This is a genomic window from Methylobacterium sp. WL18, from assembly GCF_008040015.1.
In the GTDB taxonomy this organism is placed as follows: domain Bacteria; phylum Pseudomonadota; class Alphaproteobacteria; order Rhizobiales; family Beijerinckiaceae; genus Methylobacterium; species Methylobacterium mesophilicum.
The window spans coordinates 1-15,500 of record NZ_VRVD01000060.1 but is presented as its reverse complement, the minus strand read 5'-3'; the positions used below and the strand labels follow the sequence as shown (position 1 = coordinate 15,500).

Below are 15,500 nucleotides of genomic sequence, written 5' to 3'. Positions count from 1 at the left end.
GGGACGGACCCGGCGCGCTGGCTCGCCGGCCGGGAGGCCGGACACCCGGTGCCGGCCGGGTCCGAGCCCGTCCGGGCACTTCAGGATGCCCTGGCCGAGGCCCGGACCAGTTTCATCGAGGACCCGCGCATGATCGCCAACCGCACGGCCCAGCTCGGGCAGATGCTGGCCGAAATCGGCAAGACCGAGCGATACGCGCTGCTGCTGACCGGCTTCAGCGCGGTCGTGGCCCGCCGCGGTCGCCATAAGAGTCTCTACGGAGAGATGTGCCAGCACTACTTCAACACCCGTACCAGGGGCGTCGACCACGCCGCCGCCCTGGCGCTGCTCGCCGACCGGTTCGCGCCGGGCCTCAAGTCCGGGGCGGCGCCATGAGTGCCGCGCCGGGACTCGCTCAGCACGCGGCGAGGCCCACCGCCCGGCCGCGCGATCTCCTGATCGTCGACGACCACCCGATCGTCCTCCAGGGCTTCCGGCTCCTGGCCGAGGAGGCCGGGATCGCACGCGTTCACGAGGCCCGGGACATCGTCGCCGCCTACCGCACGTTCCACCGCCACCGGCCGGCCGTGGTGGTGACCGACCTGAGCTTCCGGGACGACGGCCTGTCCGGCCTGTCGCTGATCCGCCGGATCCGCGCGCTGGAGCCGGGCGCGCGCATCCTCGCGCTCAGCATGCACCGGGACCCGGTCATCGTGGCGCGGGTCCTGGAATGCGGGGCGCTGGGATTCGTCCTGAAGGATGCGCCGGCCGCGTCCTTCCTCGATGCGCTGGAGGCGGTCGCCAACGGCCGCTCCTACCTGCCCCACGACATCGCCATCGAGATCGCGATGCTGAATGCGGGTGCGCGCGACCTGCCCCTGGCGAACCTGACCAGCCGGGAGATGCAGATCCTGGTGCTGATCGGGAAGGGTAAGTCGTACGACGAGATCGCCGAGATCCTGACGCTCAACTACCGCAGCGTCGTGAACGCCACCGCGGCGCTGCGGTGCAAGCTTGGCGTCGGCAGCACGGCCGAGCTCATGCGGATCGCCGCGTCGCAGGCCCGGTCTCTGCCCTGAGGGCACCGGGCCGCACCGGCCGAGACACCAGCCCCGTCTTGGTCCATCGAGATCGTCCGGCGCGACATGATGGGTCCGCGCGCCTGCGCCGTCCGGGCCTGATCCGAACGGCGCGCGCGGGTCGAACCGAGCGCGCCGCCGATCGTTGCGGGCAGCGCGCCTCACGGGGAGGCGGAATCCACCAAAGCCCGTACGCGGGCGACGACGTATCGGCGCGCCTCGGGGCTGGCCCGCAGCAGGTAGCACCGGACGAGATCGAGGAGGGCCGCGGCGGCCGGATCCTCGTGCGCCCCCGGCGTCTCGGCGTCCGGCGCCGATGCGAAGAAGCTGGAGACCGGCACGCCTAGCACCCGCGCGATGTCGCCGAGGGAGCTTCCGTGCGGTGCGATGCGGTTCGGCGTGCCGGACGGCTTGGAATCGTCACACATGAGCGGTCCGGCCCGGTTCGGGCTCTGTCGAGTGGGCGGAGCGACGGCTCCTGCGGTTCAACCAGCCTGCGACGCGAACGCCTCCCGAGCCGATCATGAAATTTTCGACAGGTTCTCGGATGAAATGGTACTCTCTCGCACCAGATCCTCCGGGTGCGGCGAAGCGGGATCAAGACGATGGGACAGCGCTCGAAGACGCCGGTCAATGCGATCGACGGCTTCAGTGAACCGCTCGACCGGCTCCGCGCCGCCCTCGAGGCGTCGTGCGTGGTTGGTGTCTGGGACTGGGACATCGTCCGTGGGACGGTGGTGTATGATGCCGGCGCCGCGCGGCTTCTGGCCGGCGACCCCGCCTTGGCGGAGAAGGAACTCGACGGCCTCACCAGCATGGCCGCGGTGCACCCCGCCGACCACGCCTGGCTGCTCGATCACGTCCAGTCCGCGTCGAAGACGGGCGGCCTGGTGGTCGCGGAGTACCGGGTCGTCGCGCAGGACGGCACGGTGCGCTGGCTGCTCAGCCGGGGCCGGACGTTCAAGGACGCGAACGGGCGGGCGGTCCGCTCCCGGGGCATCATCATCGACATCACCGAGATGCATCAGGGCAGCGAGCGCTACGTCTTCAGCAACCTGTCGGCCCCGGTCGATTCGCTGGAGCGGGCGGCCGACCTGGCCATCGAGCTCAAGCGCACCCTCGAATCCGATACCCCGCCCGAGATCCGGGCCGCCACGGACGTGCTGCTGATGAGCCTCGGCCGCGCGATCGCGCGAACCAGCGGGAACCGCTGAACCGCGCCGGTCCTGGCCAGCATGATCGTGCGCGCGGGTGCGGGAACATGCGCCGGCCCTTCCGTCTTGGCCCTTCAGAATCACTCGGGAGGACCGCATGGGACAGGATGTCGAGGCGGCGCGTGAAGCGCTGGGAACGGTACCGCCGGCACGGACGGCGGACACGGGCAAGGCATCCGACCCGGCTGCCGGCGGGAGCGGTCCGCACGCGCCGGGGCATCCCGAGTCATCCGAAGGGGCGGCGCCCGAGAGCGGCGGCTACGACACGCGGCCGCCCGTGCCCCAGCCGGACAACCGCAAGGGCGGCTTCGGCGCCGGTTGATGGAAGTGCCATCCGGTGGCGATCCCGCTGGTCGCCGCCGGGCAGATGTTCCGTAAGCTGTGCTTTTATTTAATGGATATTGAGGGTCGATTTTCGGGAACAAAATGTGCGTAAGGTTTGAAAAGTAAAGCTTGGTTGGTAGATCCTCGAATAATGGAACGCATTGCCTGCCGGGGGGATTGAAGGGGTCCGGAATGATCGACGGAGCCTATCATGCGTACCCCCCTCGCCGCCCTTCTTGTCGCCACGCTGTTCGGATCGAGCGCCCTCGCGCAGACCACCGTGACCGGCACCCCGGCCGCCCCCGATGCGAAGACCAGCCAGCAATCCGGCGGCCAGGAGAGCGTCACCCGGCCCAACACCGACAAGATGACCCCCAATGGCGGGACTGCTGCCGCCCACGGCACCGTCCAGCTCGAGAAGGGCGCCAACAGCTTCACCGAGGGTGAGGCGCGCTCGCGGCTCGAGAAGTCCGGCTTCAAGGACGCCAAGAACCTCATGAAGGACGGCGACGGCATCTGGCGCGGCACCGCCATGCATGACGGCAAGCAGGTCAACGTGGGCCTCGATTTCAAGGGCAACGTGTCGGCGCAGTGATGTCCTGACCCTCGCGACCCTCACGAAGGAGATTTTCCATGGCTCAGCAAACCATTACGGCCCTCTACGATCGCTACGAAGATGCCACCGCGGCAGTCGGCAAGCTCGAGGCCGGCGGCATCCCGCACGGTGACATCAGCATCGTCAGCAACAACGAGGGCGACCGCCATGCCGGCCGCACCGCAACCGACGGGACTCACGTCAGCGCCGACACCAAGGAGAAGGCCAAGGACGGAACCGGAACCGGGGCGACGCTCGGGACCGTGGTCGGCGGCGCAGCCGGCCTCCTGGCAGGCCTCGGTCTGATCGCGATCCCGGGTGTCGGGCCGGTCGTGGCCGCGGGTTGGCTGGTCGCCACCCTGACGGGCGCGGGCGTCGGTGCCGCCGCCGGTGGTCTGGCCGGCGGCCTGACCGGTGCGGGCGTCAGCGAGTCGGATGCCCACGCTTACGGCGAGGGCGTGCGCCGGGGCGGGACGCTCGTCACCGTTCGCGTCGACGAAGCCCGCTCCACGATGGTGCCGATGGTGATGGACGTCCTGGAGCAGCACGGCTCGGTCGATCTCGACCAGAAGGCCAGCGCCTGGCGTGCCGACGGCTGGGAAGCGCCCGCCGCAGGGACTGCCGCCACGGGCGTGACCGACGGTCGGAACCGGGTCCGGTCCTACCCGGGCACGACGAGCCTCTGAGCGGTCGGCAAGCCCGACCCTTAGATCGATGATGCATGGAGGCGGCTGGGACTCACGTCCCGGCCGCTTTTCGTTCGGACCAAGACGGCCGGGCGGTGTCGCCGATTGTCTCGACGCGCACAGCTCCTTGCAAACGGGCGCTCCCACCGGGTCCATGACGGGACACAGGTTGCCTCAAGGATCGGCTCGCACCCTGGAACGCCGGGATGGGACCGTATGAGGCCCTTGCGACACTCGAGCCCTCGCGGGGTGGAGGAAGGCGCGCCATGTCTGGCTATGACATCCGGGTACGCCGACGCTGAATCCAGGCCTGGTCGGGGCCTCGGCCGCCTCGCCTGAGGGCCGCCGCAACGCCTGTCATTGCCTAAATATCCCAGGCCGGGGTGACCGATAAGCGGGCGGTGCCAGCAGAATAGCGTTGAAAGCCGGATTTCCTGTGTTGAATCCCAAGACGGCCCGAAACACCAAGGTGGTGACGCAGGTTCAGAGGGGCTGAATATGAACGAGACATCCTATGGGAAATCGTCCAACTTCACCGAGTTGGCCGTTGGTCTTGTCGCGGCCTATGTCGCGAACAACCCCGTCCCGGCCAGCGAGATGCCGGCCTTGATCGCCCGGGTGTATGGCGCGATCGCCGCCCTGGCCTCCGGCGCCGTGCCGACCGAGGGCAGCACCGCTGCGCCGGCCGCCGTCGACAAGCCGAGCGCGGCCCAGATCCGCAAGTCGGTCCAGCATGACGGGATCGTCAGCTTCATCGACGGCAAGACCTACAAGACGCTGAAGCGCCACCTGTCCGCCAACGGCCTGAGCCCGCAGAGCTACCGCGAGCGCTATGGCCTGCCCACCGACTACCCGATGGTCGCCCCGAGCTACGCCGAGCAGCGCTCCGCCCTCGCCAAGGCGATCGGTCTGGGCCAGCCCGGCTCGATGGCCAAGCGCAACGGCAAGGCCGCCTGATCGCGACCGGGTGTGTCCTCGGGCGGCGCGCGTCCCGGCGGTCAGGACGCCCGTTTGCGCATGAAGATCAGGACGTTCAGGCATTCCGGCGGGTCGGCGGCGATGCCGAAGGTCAGTTCCCCGCCCCCGGAATCGATCGACAGGGAGGTTCGCTCGCCGTACGAGCCGCGCGGCGTGGCGGTGATCCGGGCGTCCGGGAAAGACGCCCGGATCGCGTCGAGGGTGAGGCAGGCGGCGGGTTCGAGGTCGAGGGCCAGGAGTGGGCCGGCCGCCGGGTCCGCCTCGGCCGTCGGCTCCCGGTAATCGACGTCGCGAACCGGGATCCCATCGAGCCGGAAGCCCGGTCCCGACCAGAACCGGAAGGCTCCCTCGCTCTCGAGCTTGAGCGTGATGCCGAGCGCGGCCTCGACGGCCGCGCGATGACCGATGGATTGCACGGTCAGGCGCGCCGCGACCGTGCGGATCGCCGTCAGGTATCCCGCCTCGGCGTCTCGCAGGGGCGCGCCCCCGGCCACCAGGGATGCCGCCAGCGCCCCCACGATACAGCGCCATCGCCTCGGTCCGATGGTTCGCGTCCGGTCGCCCATCATCGTCCGGCCGAGACGAATGCCCACAGGCAATTCGCACGTCCGCGGGTGCATCACGACCCCAATGCAACTAGAACATATAGCGAACATTGGGCGATCGCGGGGACGTTCGGCTGCGCCGGTGCCGCGGCTTCAAACTCTTCAGGAGGACTGTCGATTGATCGAGGACAGGCCGATGCCGACGCGGCTGTATCGTTTCCACTGTACGGACGGGCATGAGCTGGTGATCGACCTGAAGGGCCGGCGCCTGCCGACGGCGGCTCAGATGCGCGTCCATGCCGAGCGGGTCGCGCTCGGGCTGATGGAGCGGATCGAGCGGTTCGACTGGTCGGCCTGGCAGGTCGAGGTCTACGACGCCAAAGGGCGGCGCGTCTGGATCCGGGCGTTCGTGGACGTGAACGTGGACGTGCAGGCCGCGTGAGGCGCGGCGGCTTAGCGCATCGGCTTATCCGGAAAGCCGGCGGCTACCGGTCGGGACGATGCGCGTACGAAAACAGGGAGACGGTCATATGGCGTTCAAGCCGAAATCTGCCGCGGAGACCAAAGCGAAGGATCTAGCCCTCGCGCTCGCACGGATTGCCGAGGGCGACGGCACGCCGGCGCATATCGGGGTCGATCAGCTGCGCCGGGCGAGCCCGCGCCTGACCCCGTTGGCGATCGGCCAGATGGTCCGCAAGGAACGCGCGATCGTCGAGGCGACGCTCGCCGAGCGCGGCCTGGCCCTGGTCGACTATGCCGATCAGGGGCCAGGTCGCGGGATGGAATTCGTCATCGACGCGGCGGGATGATCCGGTCGGGCAGCCGATCAGGCGACCGCCGGACGACCCCGCAGCAGACGACCGGCCAGGCGGAACGGCAGGAGCGGCAGCTTGAACAGCGCCGTGACTGCCAGGACCGCGACAACGGTGAGGATCGCCAGGAAAGAATTGAGCAAGCGGTGCGCGCTCCCATGAAGGGCTGCCCTCGCGGGCTGATGACGACAGGTGGCGCCCGGAACGCGGCGAGACTATGGACGCCCCATCACGCGATCGCTGAATACATATCCGGCTCATCATTGCCCGGAGCGCGGAAACAGGAGCCCGCGCAGGGGGTTTCCCCTCAGTCGGACAGAGAGTGCGCCCGGTCCCGGCGACACACGGCCGCAACCGCGGATCACGAAACAGCGAGACGGTGAGCGTCGCGATGAGCAAGCACGGTGCAGGCAAGGCCGGCCTCGTCCTGGCCGGGATGCTCTCGACGGCCGGATCGGCTCTGCTGGCGGCCGGCCCGGCCGCCGCCGAGGTTCAGGTCCGCTACGCCGCGCCGGAACGCTTCACCGACGCCGAGAATCGCTTCGCGTCCGGGCAGCCGCTCCGGGTCACCCTCGCCGAGCTGACGCGGATCCTGGTGGATCTCGGCAACACCCGGCTCCGGCCGGACGAGCGCCTCGACATCACCGTCCTCGACGTCGACCTGGCCGGGTTCGACCGGCCCGGCTTCGCCACGCCGAGCGGCGTGCGCGTCGTGACCGATGCCACGCCGCCGCGCATCCGCCTCGCCTACGCGCTGCGCCGCGGCGGTCGCATCGTTGCGCAGGGGGAGGATACGGTCACGGACATCAACTTCCTGCTGACGTCCAACCCGCGCTTCTCCACCGGCGGCCTGTATTATGAGCGCCAGCTCCTGCGGAACTGGTTCGCGCGTCGCTTCCCCACGGGGCCCGAGCGCGGTTGATGTGCGGGCCCCAGCGGTCGCCGAACCCATCCCGGCCCCCTATTCGGCGGCGGTGCCGCTGAAGGCCTGCCGGTTCGCACCGCGCGTCGCGGGCCGGGTCCCGTCGTAGCGGGCGGCCTTGCCGGCTGCGAAGAGTAGCAGCGCCGCGAGACTGAGCAGGACGAGATCGACTCCGACGAACAGCGGATCGACCGGATCGCCCACGCCGTAGGCCCGCTGCATCCGCCAGCCATCGGCCACGGCGGCCGCTGCGTACAGGGCGGCGGCCGCGCTCAGCACCTCGGGCCAGGCCCGACGCTGGGGCCGCAGCACTCCGACAAGCCCGATCAGCACCCAGACGCCGAAGAATCCGCGGATCTCCCAGAGCGCCCGGTCTGCCAGATCCACCGGCAGGATCCGGTTGGCGAGGAAATAGGCCGCGATCGCGGCCGGCAGCCCGGCGATCGTCGCGACGTTGAGGCCCTGGACGAGGCGCAGGCCCGGATGCAGGGCGGTCCCGGCCTTTTTGGGCAGGCGCGCCACCGACCACAGCATCAGCCCCGTGGCCACCATGGCGCTGCCGGCGAGCCCGCACAGGAAGAACAGGACGCGGAGGCCCGGGCCGGCGAAATGCGCCTCGTGCAGGCCGACCATGGTGGTGAAGGTCTTGGCCGCCGGCCTCAACCCACCCGCCCGGACCTCCAGGACGGCGCCTGTGGTGCCGTCGAAGGCGACCTGCGGATGCTCGTGCGAGAGTCCGTGCGGCTCCTCGAACACGACCACCACGGTGGCGTTCGCGTCCTTCGGGTTGACGACCGAGATCCGCTCCAGGGGTTCGTGGATCGTGTCCAGCGCGCGCGCCACCATCGGCCCGACGGGGGCGAGGGTACCGGGCCGGCCCGCGGCCGAGCGCGGCGCGGTGATCTGGCCGGCCTCGGCGAAGAAGCGCTGCGTGTCGCCGTGATAGACCGCGTTCATGCCCCACGGCATGTACATGAACGACAGGGTGACGAGCCCCGTATAGGTGATCATCAGGTGGAACGGCAGGGCGAGCACGCCCGTGACGTTGTGGGCGTCGAGCCAGCCGCGCTGGGCTGACTTGTCCCGCCGGAAGGTGAAGAAGTCGGCGAAGATCCGCCGATGGGTGACGATGCCCGAGATCAGCGCCATCAGCATGATCATCGCGCAGATGCCGACGACCCAGCGGCCCCAGAGGGGCGCCATGTTCAGCTCGAAGTGGAACCGGTAGAGGAAATCCCCGCCGCGGGTGTCGCGCAGGGCCGCCGGCGCCCCGGTTTCCGGATCGAGGAACACCCGCTTCGGCGGCTGGCCCGGTGCGGTCCGCCAGAACACTTCGAGCAGGGGCAGGTCCGGGCGCGGCGGCGTGATGAACCACGCCCGCGCGCCGCCCGCCTCCGCCTGCAGGTAGGCGACGCCGCGCTCCACTGCGGCGGCCGTCGCGTCCGCGCCGATCACGGCATCGGCGCGGAGTTCGGGCCGCATCCAGCGCGAGATCTCGGGCCGGTAATAGCTCGCGGTTCCGGTGACGAAGACCGCGAACAGGACCCAGCCGACGATCAGGCCGGACCAAGCGTGCAGCCACGCCATCGACTGCCGGAAGCTGTTGCGCATCGGTCGGTTCTCACCAGCGGTAACGCAGGGTTCCATAGACCGTGCGCGGCAGACCGTAGAAGCAGGCCGAGTAGGACAGGCAACTCGAGACGAAGCGCTCGTCCAGCAGGTTGTTGACGTTCAGCTCCGCCGTGAGGCCCGCCAGGCTCGGAGCGATGTGGCGCATGTCGTAGGACGCGAGGGCGTCGACGACCACGCTCTCCGGCACCTGGAAGGTGTTGGCCGGATCGCCCCAGGACGGGCCGAGGTAGCGCACGCCGCCGCCGAGCGCGAGGCCGAGCAGGGGGCCGTCGGTAAAGCGATAGTTCGCCAGCAGCGAGATCGTCGTGTCCGGCACCTGCACCGGGCGCCGGCCCTGGAGCGGCACCGACAGCCGGGTGAGGTCGTTCGCCGTGCTGCCGGAATCCCGCACGTTGCGGATGTCGAGGAGCGAGACGCCGCCGATCAGCGTCAGGCCCTCGGTCAGGTTGGCCCGCGCCTCGAACTCGAAGCCCTGGGCGCCGACTTCCCCGGTCTGGACCACGAAGCCCTGGCGCAGGGGATCCGCGGAGGTCCGGTTCGACTGACGGATGTCGAAGAATGCGGCGGTGAGCAGGATGTCGGTGCCCGGCGGCTGGTACTTGATGCCGGCCTCGTACTGGTCGCTGCGGATCGGGTCTGGCACGCGGCCCACCGACCCGAAGGCGCTGTCGAACACGCGCCCGCTCACGATCGGCTCGAAGGCCTGGCTGTAGGACACGTACGGCGCCACGCCGGCGTCGAACTGGTACAGCAGGCTCGCACGATAGGTCAGGGCGTCGGAGGGCGCGTCCTGGAGCGTCAGGGTGCTGGTGTTTCCGGAGAAGCTGCGGGTCGGGCCGGTCTGGCGGGCGACGTCGTAGCGGCCGCCGAGGGTCAGCACGAGACGATCGAACTTCGCCTGGTCCTGGAAGTACACGCCGGTCTGCTGCGCATCGACCCGCGAGGTGGTGTTGAAGGCCGGGAAGGCGATGTTCATGGCATAGTTCGGCGCCAGGATGTTGAGGTCCGGGGCGCTCGGGAACGGGGTGCCGCTGGTGCGGGTGCTGAAGGTCCGGTGATCGACGCCCAGCAGGGCCGTGTGCGCGATGAAGCCGGTGTCGAACTCGGCGATGAAGTTGTTGTCCATCGTGTAGGCTTCGGCCGCCACGTTGGTGCCGATGATCGACCGCGCCAGGAGCGGCCCCGTCGCGGTCGGGCCGTTCCGGTCGTTGAAGGCGCCGTAGACGCTGCGGTAGTCGCCCTGGGTGCGCAGGTAGCGCCCGGCCGAGTGGAACCGCAGGTTCTCGCCGATACGCTGGTCGAACAGGTACTCGATCGAGGCCTGGGTCCGGTCGGAGCGCTCGATGTTGCGATCGCCGTCGTAGAAGTTCACCGGCAGCCGTCCGAACAGGCCGCTGCCGAAATTGCGCGGGAACACGGTGCCCACCGCCGGGAAGCCGCCGTAGAACCCCGAGAACGGATCGCGCTGGTAATTGCCGATCAGGGTGAGCGACGTGTCGGTGGACGGGCGCCAGGTGATGCTCGGGGTGATGAAGGCCCGCTCGACCTTGGTGGTCACGGCCGGCCCGTCGCCGTTCCAGCCGAGCCCGACCACCCGGTAGGCGAACTGGTCGGCCAGGCCCGGGATGTCGGACGCGATCGGGCCGCCGACGTCGAAGCCGCTCCGGACCTCTTTGAACCCGCCGCCCTGGATGAAGACCTCGCCGTGGCGGACGAACTGCGGCACCTTCGAGACGAGGTTTACGATGCCGCCCGGGCCGGACTGCCCGTACAGCACCGAGGCCGGCCCCTTGATGATGTCGATCCGCTCCAGGCGGTAGACGTCGATCGACGTGTTGGCGTCGCGCCCGCCGATGATCGCCATCTGATCGAGGAAGACCGGGGCGGCGAAGCCGCGGATGTTGAACAGCTCCAGGCGGGTCGAGCCGGCACCCCCGCGCGATTCGGCGAAGACGCCCGGGGTGTAGCGCAGCGCCTGGGTGACGGTCAGCGCGTTCTGGTCCTGGATCTGCTGGCGGCTGACGACCGAAACGGATTGCGCCGTCTCCAGGATCGGCGTGTCGGTCTTCGTGCCGACCGTGCTCCGGCTGGCGACGTAGCCCGGAACCGGGCCGGTCGCGCCGCCGGCGCCGTACAGGTCACCGTTGAGGGGCCGGCCGGGGGCCACGCCGGTCACGCTCAGTTCGGACAGCTCGATATCGGTGGTCGGCGCGGTCTGCGCCCCGGCGGCACCCGGCGCGACCACGGCGCAAGTCGTTGAGAGCAACGCGAGATACAGGGATCCGGCCACGGACCGTTCAATGACGTTCCAGGTCGATGCAGCCCGGGACCGGTTCATCTTGATGCCTCTAATAGAAGCACGGACCCGCCCGTACTCTCTCGAAAACCGCGACCTCACGCCGCCGTGATCGTGTTGGCATCACCTTACTGCTCAAGGCAACTGGAATATTATGGAAATGTTCTAAGATAACTTGGACTCATTCCAGGTTGAGTGGCTTACCAACAGCCTCTCCCCTGGGTAGTCAGGCTCTCGAGAGCGGCAATGCGCCCCCCCGGTGAGCTGTGGGTATTCGGGCGCATCGAAACGCGGTGGCCGCGTGGGATGGGGCGCAGCGTGGATACCGATGCCTTGGCGGTGTCGCGACGTAGGGAGGCGCGGTGTACGCGAACGGACGGCAGCAATCCGGAAACGTAATCCGGCTAAGAGCCTGTTCTCGGGTGTTTCTGTTCCGCGTCGGGGCGTCGCTGCGGTTCCGGATAGCCGGGGATCGCGGACGGCAACCCGGACGCTGCCGCGGAACGACGTGCCGGAGGGAAGAGCGTGGAGTTCCGCTGAATACGCCTCGACCGTGTTCGATCGCATGCCGACGTGGCAAAGTACGCATCGGATCGCGACTGCGCAGGCACCGGAGCCCGACGACGCGATGACACGGTGACACAGGGCATCGGATACAGCCAAGATATGCACCTCGCACAAGCGAGGGTTGCATGGTGATGCGAAACTCAATCGTGCGCTATTCAGTTAGGCAGCCTGTGGAACGTGGCCGACCTCGGCTGCACGCCTTGAGAGACCGTGAGACCATGATGAGCGCCGTGACCAAGCCGAAGCTGGCGACCGAAGCCGACCGCGCGATTGGTAGCCGCATCGCGGCGCTCCGAGCCGCTCAGGGCCTCAGCCAGACGACTCTCGGTCATGCCATCGGGGTCAGCTTCCAGCAGGTCCAGAAGTACGAGAAGGGCCGCAATCGCGTGGGTGCGAGCCGCCTGCAGATGATCGCCGACCTGCTCAAGGTCCCGGTCGAGACCTTCTTCGCCGACAAGGTGCCCGCAGAGGCCGGCACCGAATCCATCCAGGCCCTGTTCGACGACCCCGAGATCATGGATCTCGTGGCGGCATTCCGATCGATCCCGGACCAGACCACCCGCAGCGGCGTCCTGTCGATCGTGAAAGCCGCCGCCGCCCTCCGGCAGGCCGGCGGCACCGGGAACTGATCCCACACCACCCCGGCCATCGATGGCGGGCCGTCACGCTCGTCACCCGAGCAAGCCGGCCACCTCGCGCTCGATGTGCTGAGCAATGTCGGGTGCGCCCGTCATCTCGCCGAAGCTGCCGCGGGTCATCGGTCCGAACGCGTAAAGGCCCGGCTGCGGGCGGCCCTCCGGGCCGAGCACGCGGCTGCGGCGGTCGACCGACAAGCCGAGACCGACTGCATCGAGGCAAGCCGTCCCGTCGGCCAGCAACGCGGCGACCAGCGGATTGCGCGCGACCTCACGTTCCGGGCCGGTGCACAGCACCACCGCGTCGAACCGCCGTCGCGTGATCCTGTCGTGTCGCGGTCGCAGCGTGGCTTCCAGACGTCCGTCCTCAATGCGATCGAGGCCGGCGAGGCCGGCTTGCTCTACGACGAGGCGCCCGTCTGCCCGCGCCCGCTCCAGGCCCGCTGCGATCTGCGGGGCGATGCGGAACCGGTGGACCTCCCAGAACGGCAGCAGGCGGCGGACGACACGCCGCTTCTCGGCCGCCGGCAGATCGCCCCAGAGATCGGGAAGCGCGGCGCGCAGGGAATCGACCACCGGGTGCCAGCCCAGGGCTGGATCGGCCTCCGCGATCTGACGGCGGACCAGCCGCAGCAGGCTTAAGGCGGTCGTCGGCGGTGATGCGCCGACCACGTCGAGATCCATCCGGAACAACCCGTGGGCCATCGGCAGGAGGCCCCGGCGGGAGACCGCGGTGATCGGCCCGCGATGACCCGCAGCGCCGAGGCTCGTCACCACGTCGGCCATGGTCAATCCGGTGCCGACAACCAGCACGGACGCGTCCGGTGCGATCCCCGCGAGTGCGTCGGCCGCCCAGGGATCGGCCACGAACCCCGCGGATTCCGCTACGCCCGGCCCAAGCCGGCAGGGCAGGGCGGGTACTGCGTGGCCGAAGCACAGCGCGACCCGGTCGGCCATGATCGTCTCGCCGGATTCCGTGACGATCCGCCAAGCCCCGTCCGCCGCCGTCACCGAGGCGGCCTTGGTGCGCAGGTGGCGCAGGCGCACGCGGTCGGCGGCTGCCTTCAGCGTCTCGGCCAGGACGTCCCCGATGTAGGCACCGTACGCGGCTCGCGGCACGTAGGCACCGCCAGCCTCATCCTGACTCGCGGGGTCGGGCAGGATCTCGTGGGCGTGCAGCCACGCGGTGACGGCACCAGGCATATCGGCTGCGATGTCGAGCCGATCGCTCGGCACGTTGATGCGGTGGCTGCGGTCACGGGTGCTGTAGGCGACTCCACGGCCAAGCTCGGCCCGGGGCTCGAGCACGACGAGGTCGAGCTGGCCCGACGAGGCTCGCATCGCATGGATCGCGAGCACCGCACCGGTGAAACCGCCGCCGACGATCGCGATGCGGAGCGGGCTTGAGGTCTGTCGCGTCGTCACGGCATGTCCCGGAGAAGTTCCGGGCACCTTCGATCAGGGAGGCGCCGTGTGTGCAACCCCGGCTTGATCGCTTACGACGCGGGCTCGCAACGAGGATGCTCGCGGCGACTCCGTCCGACCTCGCAGCAGATGTGCCGCACTGCTGCGCTGACCGGGACTGCCGTCCTGTTCACCGGGTGAGGGTTCTTGCAGCGGTTCGGCGCGCTCGGTTCGATGTTTCCCGTGAAACATCGGCAAGCCATTCATTGTCACCGATCGCTCATGCGCCCGCGGGGGCGAACTGGACGAACGCCCCCGTGAAGGCTGCAACGCCCGACAATGCTCCTGCCACCTGATAGGCGACAGCAGGTAATCGACGTTGCGTGAGGACCGTGCCCAGGACGGGAAGGGCGATCAGGTTCATCGCCACACCCGCCAGTACCGCGGCGGCAATGGCCCCGAGGGGAAGGTAGAGTGCAGCCGTCAGCAGGCTCGGAAGGTCACCGACATTGGCGATCACCCGGGTTCCGCCGCCAGCCAGGAAGCCGATGGCGGCGGCTGCGGTGATCGCCTCCCTGAGCGTCTCTGTGCCCCGGCAGGCCAGGCCCTCGCTGGCGGTCGTCGCCATGACGGTTCTCTCCCGAACGTTCGGCAGGGACAGTCGCCGATAGGCGTATCATTTACAATCAGGAGTTGTACTTACAACTGGGATGCACGCTGGAAGACAGAACGGGGTTAATTCCCCCGGCCGCCCGACCAGGACCGTCAGAAGCGAAGAGGCATCAGTCAGTGGCTGCTCACATCGCCCGACACAGGCCTCGGATGACCGGTTCGCCCCATCCGCCGCGCCGGCCACCTGCGCCAGCGCGCGCCGGCGCATGATCGCGTAATACTTCCAGTGGTTCGACATCATCCCCCCTTGAAGCGCGAGCACCGGGGGGTACCGTGCGGCTCTCCGCATCGTGTCGCCTGATCCCGTCGATCAGGCGGCAGATCGCGACCGCGGCTACCGGGCAGTAGCCGCGGCCAGCGCTTGCCCTACCAGGCCGCCTGCAACCCAGCGGAGAAGACCTGGGCGGTGGCGTTGGGGCGGACCTCGCCGGTGTAGCTCGCCGAGAGGGAGACGCCCTGCGCCACCGGGCCGGACAGGCTCACGCCGAGCACGGCCCCATCCCGGGACAGCGCAGAGGTGCGGGTCGAGAACGGCACCCCGAACAGGCTCGAGCGCACCACGGCGGCGGTGTCGGCCAGCTCGTGCGCCCAATACGCCCGGGCATCCAGGCGCAGCCCAGCGCCCGCATCCACCGCCACACTGGCGATCCGGCCGCCGGCCAGAATCCGGGCCCCCTCCAACGTCGCCGTGGTGAAGGCCTGCTCGGCCAGACCGCCGCGCTCGACGACCCGGCCGCGGCTCAGCCGGTCGTAGCTGAAGCCCAGCTCCGGCACGACCTCGACCGGCAGGCCGGTGCCGATCGCGTAGCCGGCGAACCCGGACAGGCTCAGGTCGCCGCCCGCGGGGGCGCCGCGCGCCCGGGTCAGGTTCGAGCCCAGCGTCACCGTCCGGTCGACCCGGCCGTCGGCATAGGCGCCCCCGGCCGTGCCGCGCAGGACGACGGCACCGAGCCGGGTTGTGCCGTACACCGTGCCGCCGTAGCTGTCGGCGCTGAACGAGCCGGGCGCGAAGCCGGCCCCGCCGCTCCGGGACGCCCCGGTCTCGCGCAGGTAGCTGAACGCGCCGCCCACCAGGGTGTCGCGCCCGATTTGGCGATCGACGCCCAGCAGCAGGCCGCCGGAATCGAGGGTGGCCCCGCCGGCGGCCTGCTGCTGGGCGT

The 15,500-nt window shown here is 69.5% G+C and carries 19 protein-coding genes; 11 read left to right on the top strand and 8 right to left on the bottom strand.

The window, feature by feature from the left end; all coding sequences use genetic code 11:
- Positions 1–375 (top strand): MxaH protein (locus FV228_RS07995; RefSeq protein ID WP_147854120.1); only part of this gene is annotated, 375 nt, incomplete at its 5' end.
- Positions 372–1,058: a response regulator transcription factor gene (locus FV228_RS07990; RefSeq protein ID WP_147854119.1), complete on the top strand. Its 687-nt coding sequence runs from the start codon at positions 372–374 to the stop codon at positions 1,056–1,058. The genes FV228_RS07995 and FV228_RS07990, both read left to right, overlap by 4 nt.
- 161 nt (positions 1,059–1,219) lie before the next feature.
- Here the strand turns inward: FV228_RS07990 and FV228_RS07985 are convergent, their stop codons facing one another.
- Positions 1,220–1,486 carry a hypothetical protein gene (locus tag FV228_RS07985; protein WP_147854118.1) on the bottom strand — a complete coding sequence of 89 codons (267 nt, stop codon included), beginning with the start codon at positions 1,484–1,486 and terminating at the stop codon, positions 1,220–1,222.
- A gap of 177 nt (positions 1,487–1,663) precedes the next feature.
- Between FV228_RS07985 and FV228_RS07980 the strand changes: the two genes are divergently transcribed.
- From FV228_RS07980 to FV228_RS07960, 5 genes are all read left to right on the top strand, one after another.
- A complete protein-coding gene (locus tag FV228_RS07980; RefSeq protein WP_147854117.1) occupies positions 1,664–2,272 on the top strand; it encodes a PAS domain-containing protein in 609 nt (202 codons plus the stop codon).
- A 97-nt stretch (positions 2,273–2,369) separates the two neighbouring features.
- On the top strand, positions 2,370–2,594 hold the full coding sequence (locus tag FV228_RS07975) for a hypothetical protein (RefSeq protein WP_147854116.1): 225 nt from the start codon (positions 2,370–2,372) through the stop codon (positions 2,592–2,594).
- Positions 2,595–2,807: 213 nt separating this feature from the next.
- Positions 2,808–3,191 carry a hypothetical protein gene (locus FV228_RS07970; RefSeq protein WP_147854115.1) on the top strand — a complete coding sequence of 128 codons (384 nt, stop codon included), beginning with the start codon at positions 2,808–2,810 and terminating at the stop codon, positions 3,189–3,191.
- 38 nt (positions 3,192–3,229) lie between these two features.
- Positions 3,230–3,877, top strand: a complete 648-nt coding sequence (locus FV228_RS07965; RefSeq protein WP_147854114.1) for a hypothetical protein — start codon at positions 3,230–3,232, stop codon at positions 3,875–3,877.
- A gap of 498 nt (positions 3,878–4,375) precedes the next feature.
- A complete protein-coding gene (locus FV228_RS07960) occupies positions 4,376–4,834 on the top strand; it encodes a MucR family transcriptional regulator (RefSeq protein WP_147854113.1) in 459 nt (152 codons plus the stop codon).
- A gap of 41 nt (positions 4,835–4,875) precedes the next feature.
- Here FV228_RS07960 and FV228_RS07955 read toward each other — a convergent pair whose 3' ends face one another.
- A complete protein-coding gene (locus FV228_RS07955; protein WP_187277674.1) occupies positions 4,876–5,448 on the bottom strand; it encodes a hypothetical protein in 573 nt (190 codons plus the stop codon).
- A gap of 148 nt (positions 5,449–5,596) precedes the next feature.
- Here FV228_RS07955 and FV228_RS07950 point away from each other — a divergent pair, with 148 nt between their 5' ends.
- Together FV228_RS07950 and FV228_RS07945 are read left to right on the top strand one after the other, a co-directional pair.
- A complete protein-coding gene (locus tag FV228_RS07950) occupies positions 5,597–5,842 on the top strand; it encodes a hypothetical protein (protein WP_147854111.1) in 246 nt (81 codons plus the stop codon).
- A gap of 88 nt (positions 5,843–5,930) precedes the next feature.
- Entirely contained in the window at positions 5,931–6,209 is a 279-nt protein-coding gene (locus FV228_RS07945) for an adenylosuccinate synthase (RefSeq protein WP_147854110.1), read from the top strand.
- Between the two features lie 17 nt (positions 6,210–6,226).
- On the opposite strand, the gene FV228_RS34760 is transcribed toward FV228_RS07945, so the two are convergent.
- Positions 6,227–6,355 carry a hypothetical protein gene (locus FV228_RS34760; protein WP_281406477.1) on the bottom strand — a complete coding sequence of 43 codons (129 nt, stop codon included), beginning with the start codon at positions 6,353–6,355 and terminating at the stop codon, positions 6,227–6,229.
- A gap of 248 nt (positions 6,356–6,603) precedes the next feature.
- Between FV228_RS34760 and FV228_RS07940 the strand changes: the two genes are divergently transcribed.
- On the top strand, positions 6,604–7,134 hold the full coding sequence (locus FV228_RS07940; protein WP_147854109.1) for a DUF3016 domain-containing protein: 531 nt from the start codon (positions 6,604–6,606) through the stop codon (positions 7,132–7,134).
- Between the two features lie 39 nt (positions 7,135–7,173).
- On the opposite strand, the gene FV228_RS07935 is transcribed toward FV228_RS07940, so the two are convergent.
- Both FV228_RS07935 and FV228_RS07930 read right to left on the bottom strand, forming a co-directional pair.
- Positions 7,174–8,745 (bottom strand): PepSY-associated TM helix domain-containing protein, encoded by a 1,572-nt coding sequence (locus tag FV228_RS07935; protein ID WP_147854108.1) that lies wholly within the window; start codon positions 8,743–8,745, stop codon positions 7,174–7,176.
- Between the two features lie 10 nt (positions 8,746–8,755).
- Positions 8,756–11,104, bottom strand: coding sequence for a TonB-dependent siderophore receptor (locus FV228_RS07930; RefSeq protein ID WP_147854107.1), 2,349 nt, complete (start codon positions 11,102–11,104; stop codon positions 8,756–8,758).
- A 746-nt stretch (positions 11,105–11,850) separates the two neighbouring features.
- Here FV228_RS07930 and FV228_RS07925 point away from each other — a divergent pair.
- On the top strand, positions 11,851–12,258 hold the full coding sequence (locus FV228_RS07925; RefSeq protein WP_238261628.1) for a helix-turn-helix transcriptional regulator: 408 nt from the start codon (positions 11,851–11,853) through the stop codon (positions 12,256–12,258).
- Positions 12,259–12,300: 42 nt separating this feature from the next.
- Here FV228_RS07925 and FV228_RS07920 read toward each other — a convergent pair whose 3' ends face one another.
- From FV228_RS07920 to FV228_RS07910, 3 genes are all read right to left on the bottom strand, one after another.
- Positions 12,301–13,689, bottom strand: coding sequence for an FAD/NAD(P)-binding protein (locus FV228_RS07920; protein ID WP_147854105.1), 1,389 nt, complete (start codon positions 13,687–13,689; stop codon positions 12,301–12,303).
- 259 nt (positions 13,690–13,948) lie between these two features.
- On the bottom strand, positions 13,949–14,296 hold the full coding sequence (locus FV228_RS07915) for a hypothetical protein (protein WP_147854104.1): 348 nt from the start codon (positions 14,294–14,296) through the stop codon (positions 13,949–13,951).
- Positions 14,297–14,706: 410 nt separating this feature from the next.
- On the bottom strand, positions 14,707–15,500 hold a 794-nt coding region (locus FV228_RS07910; RefSeq protein WP_147854103.1), incomplete at its 5' end, for an autotransporter outer membrane beta-barrel domain-containing protein.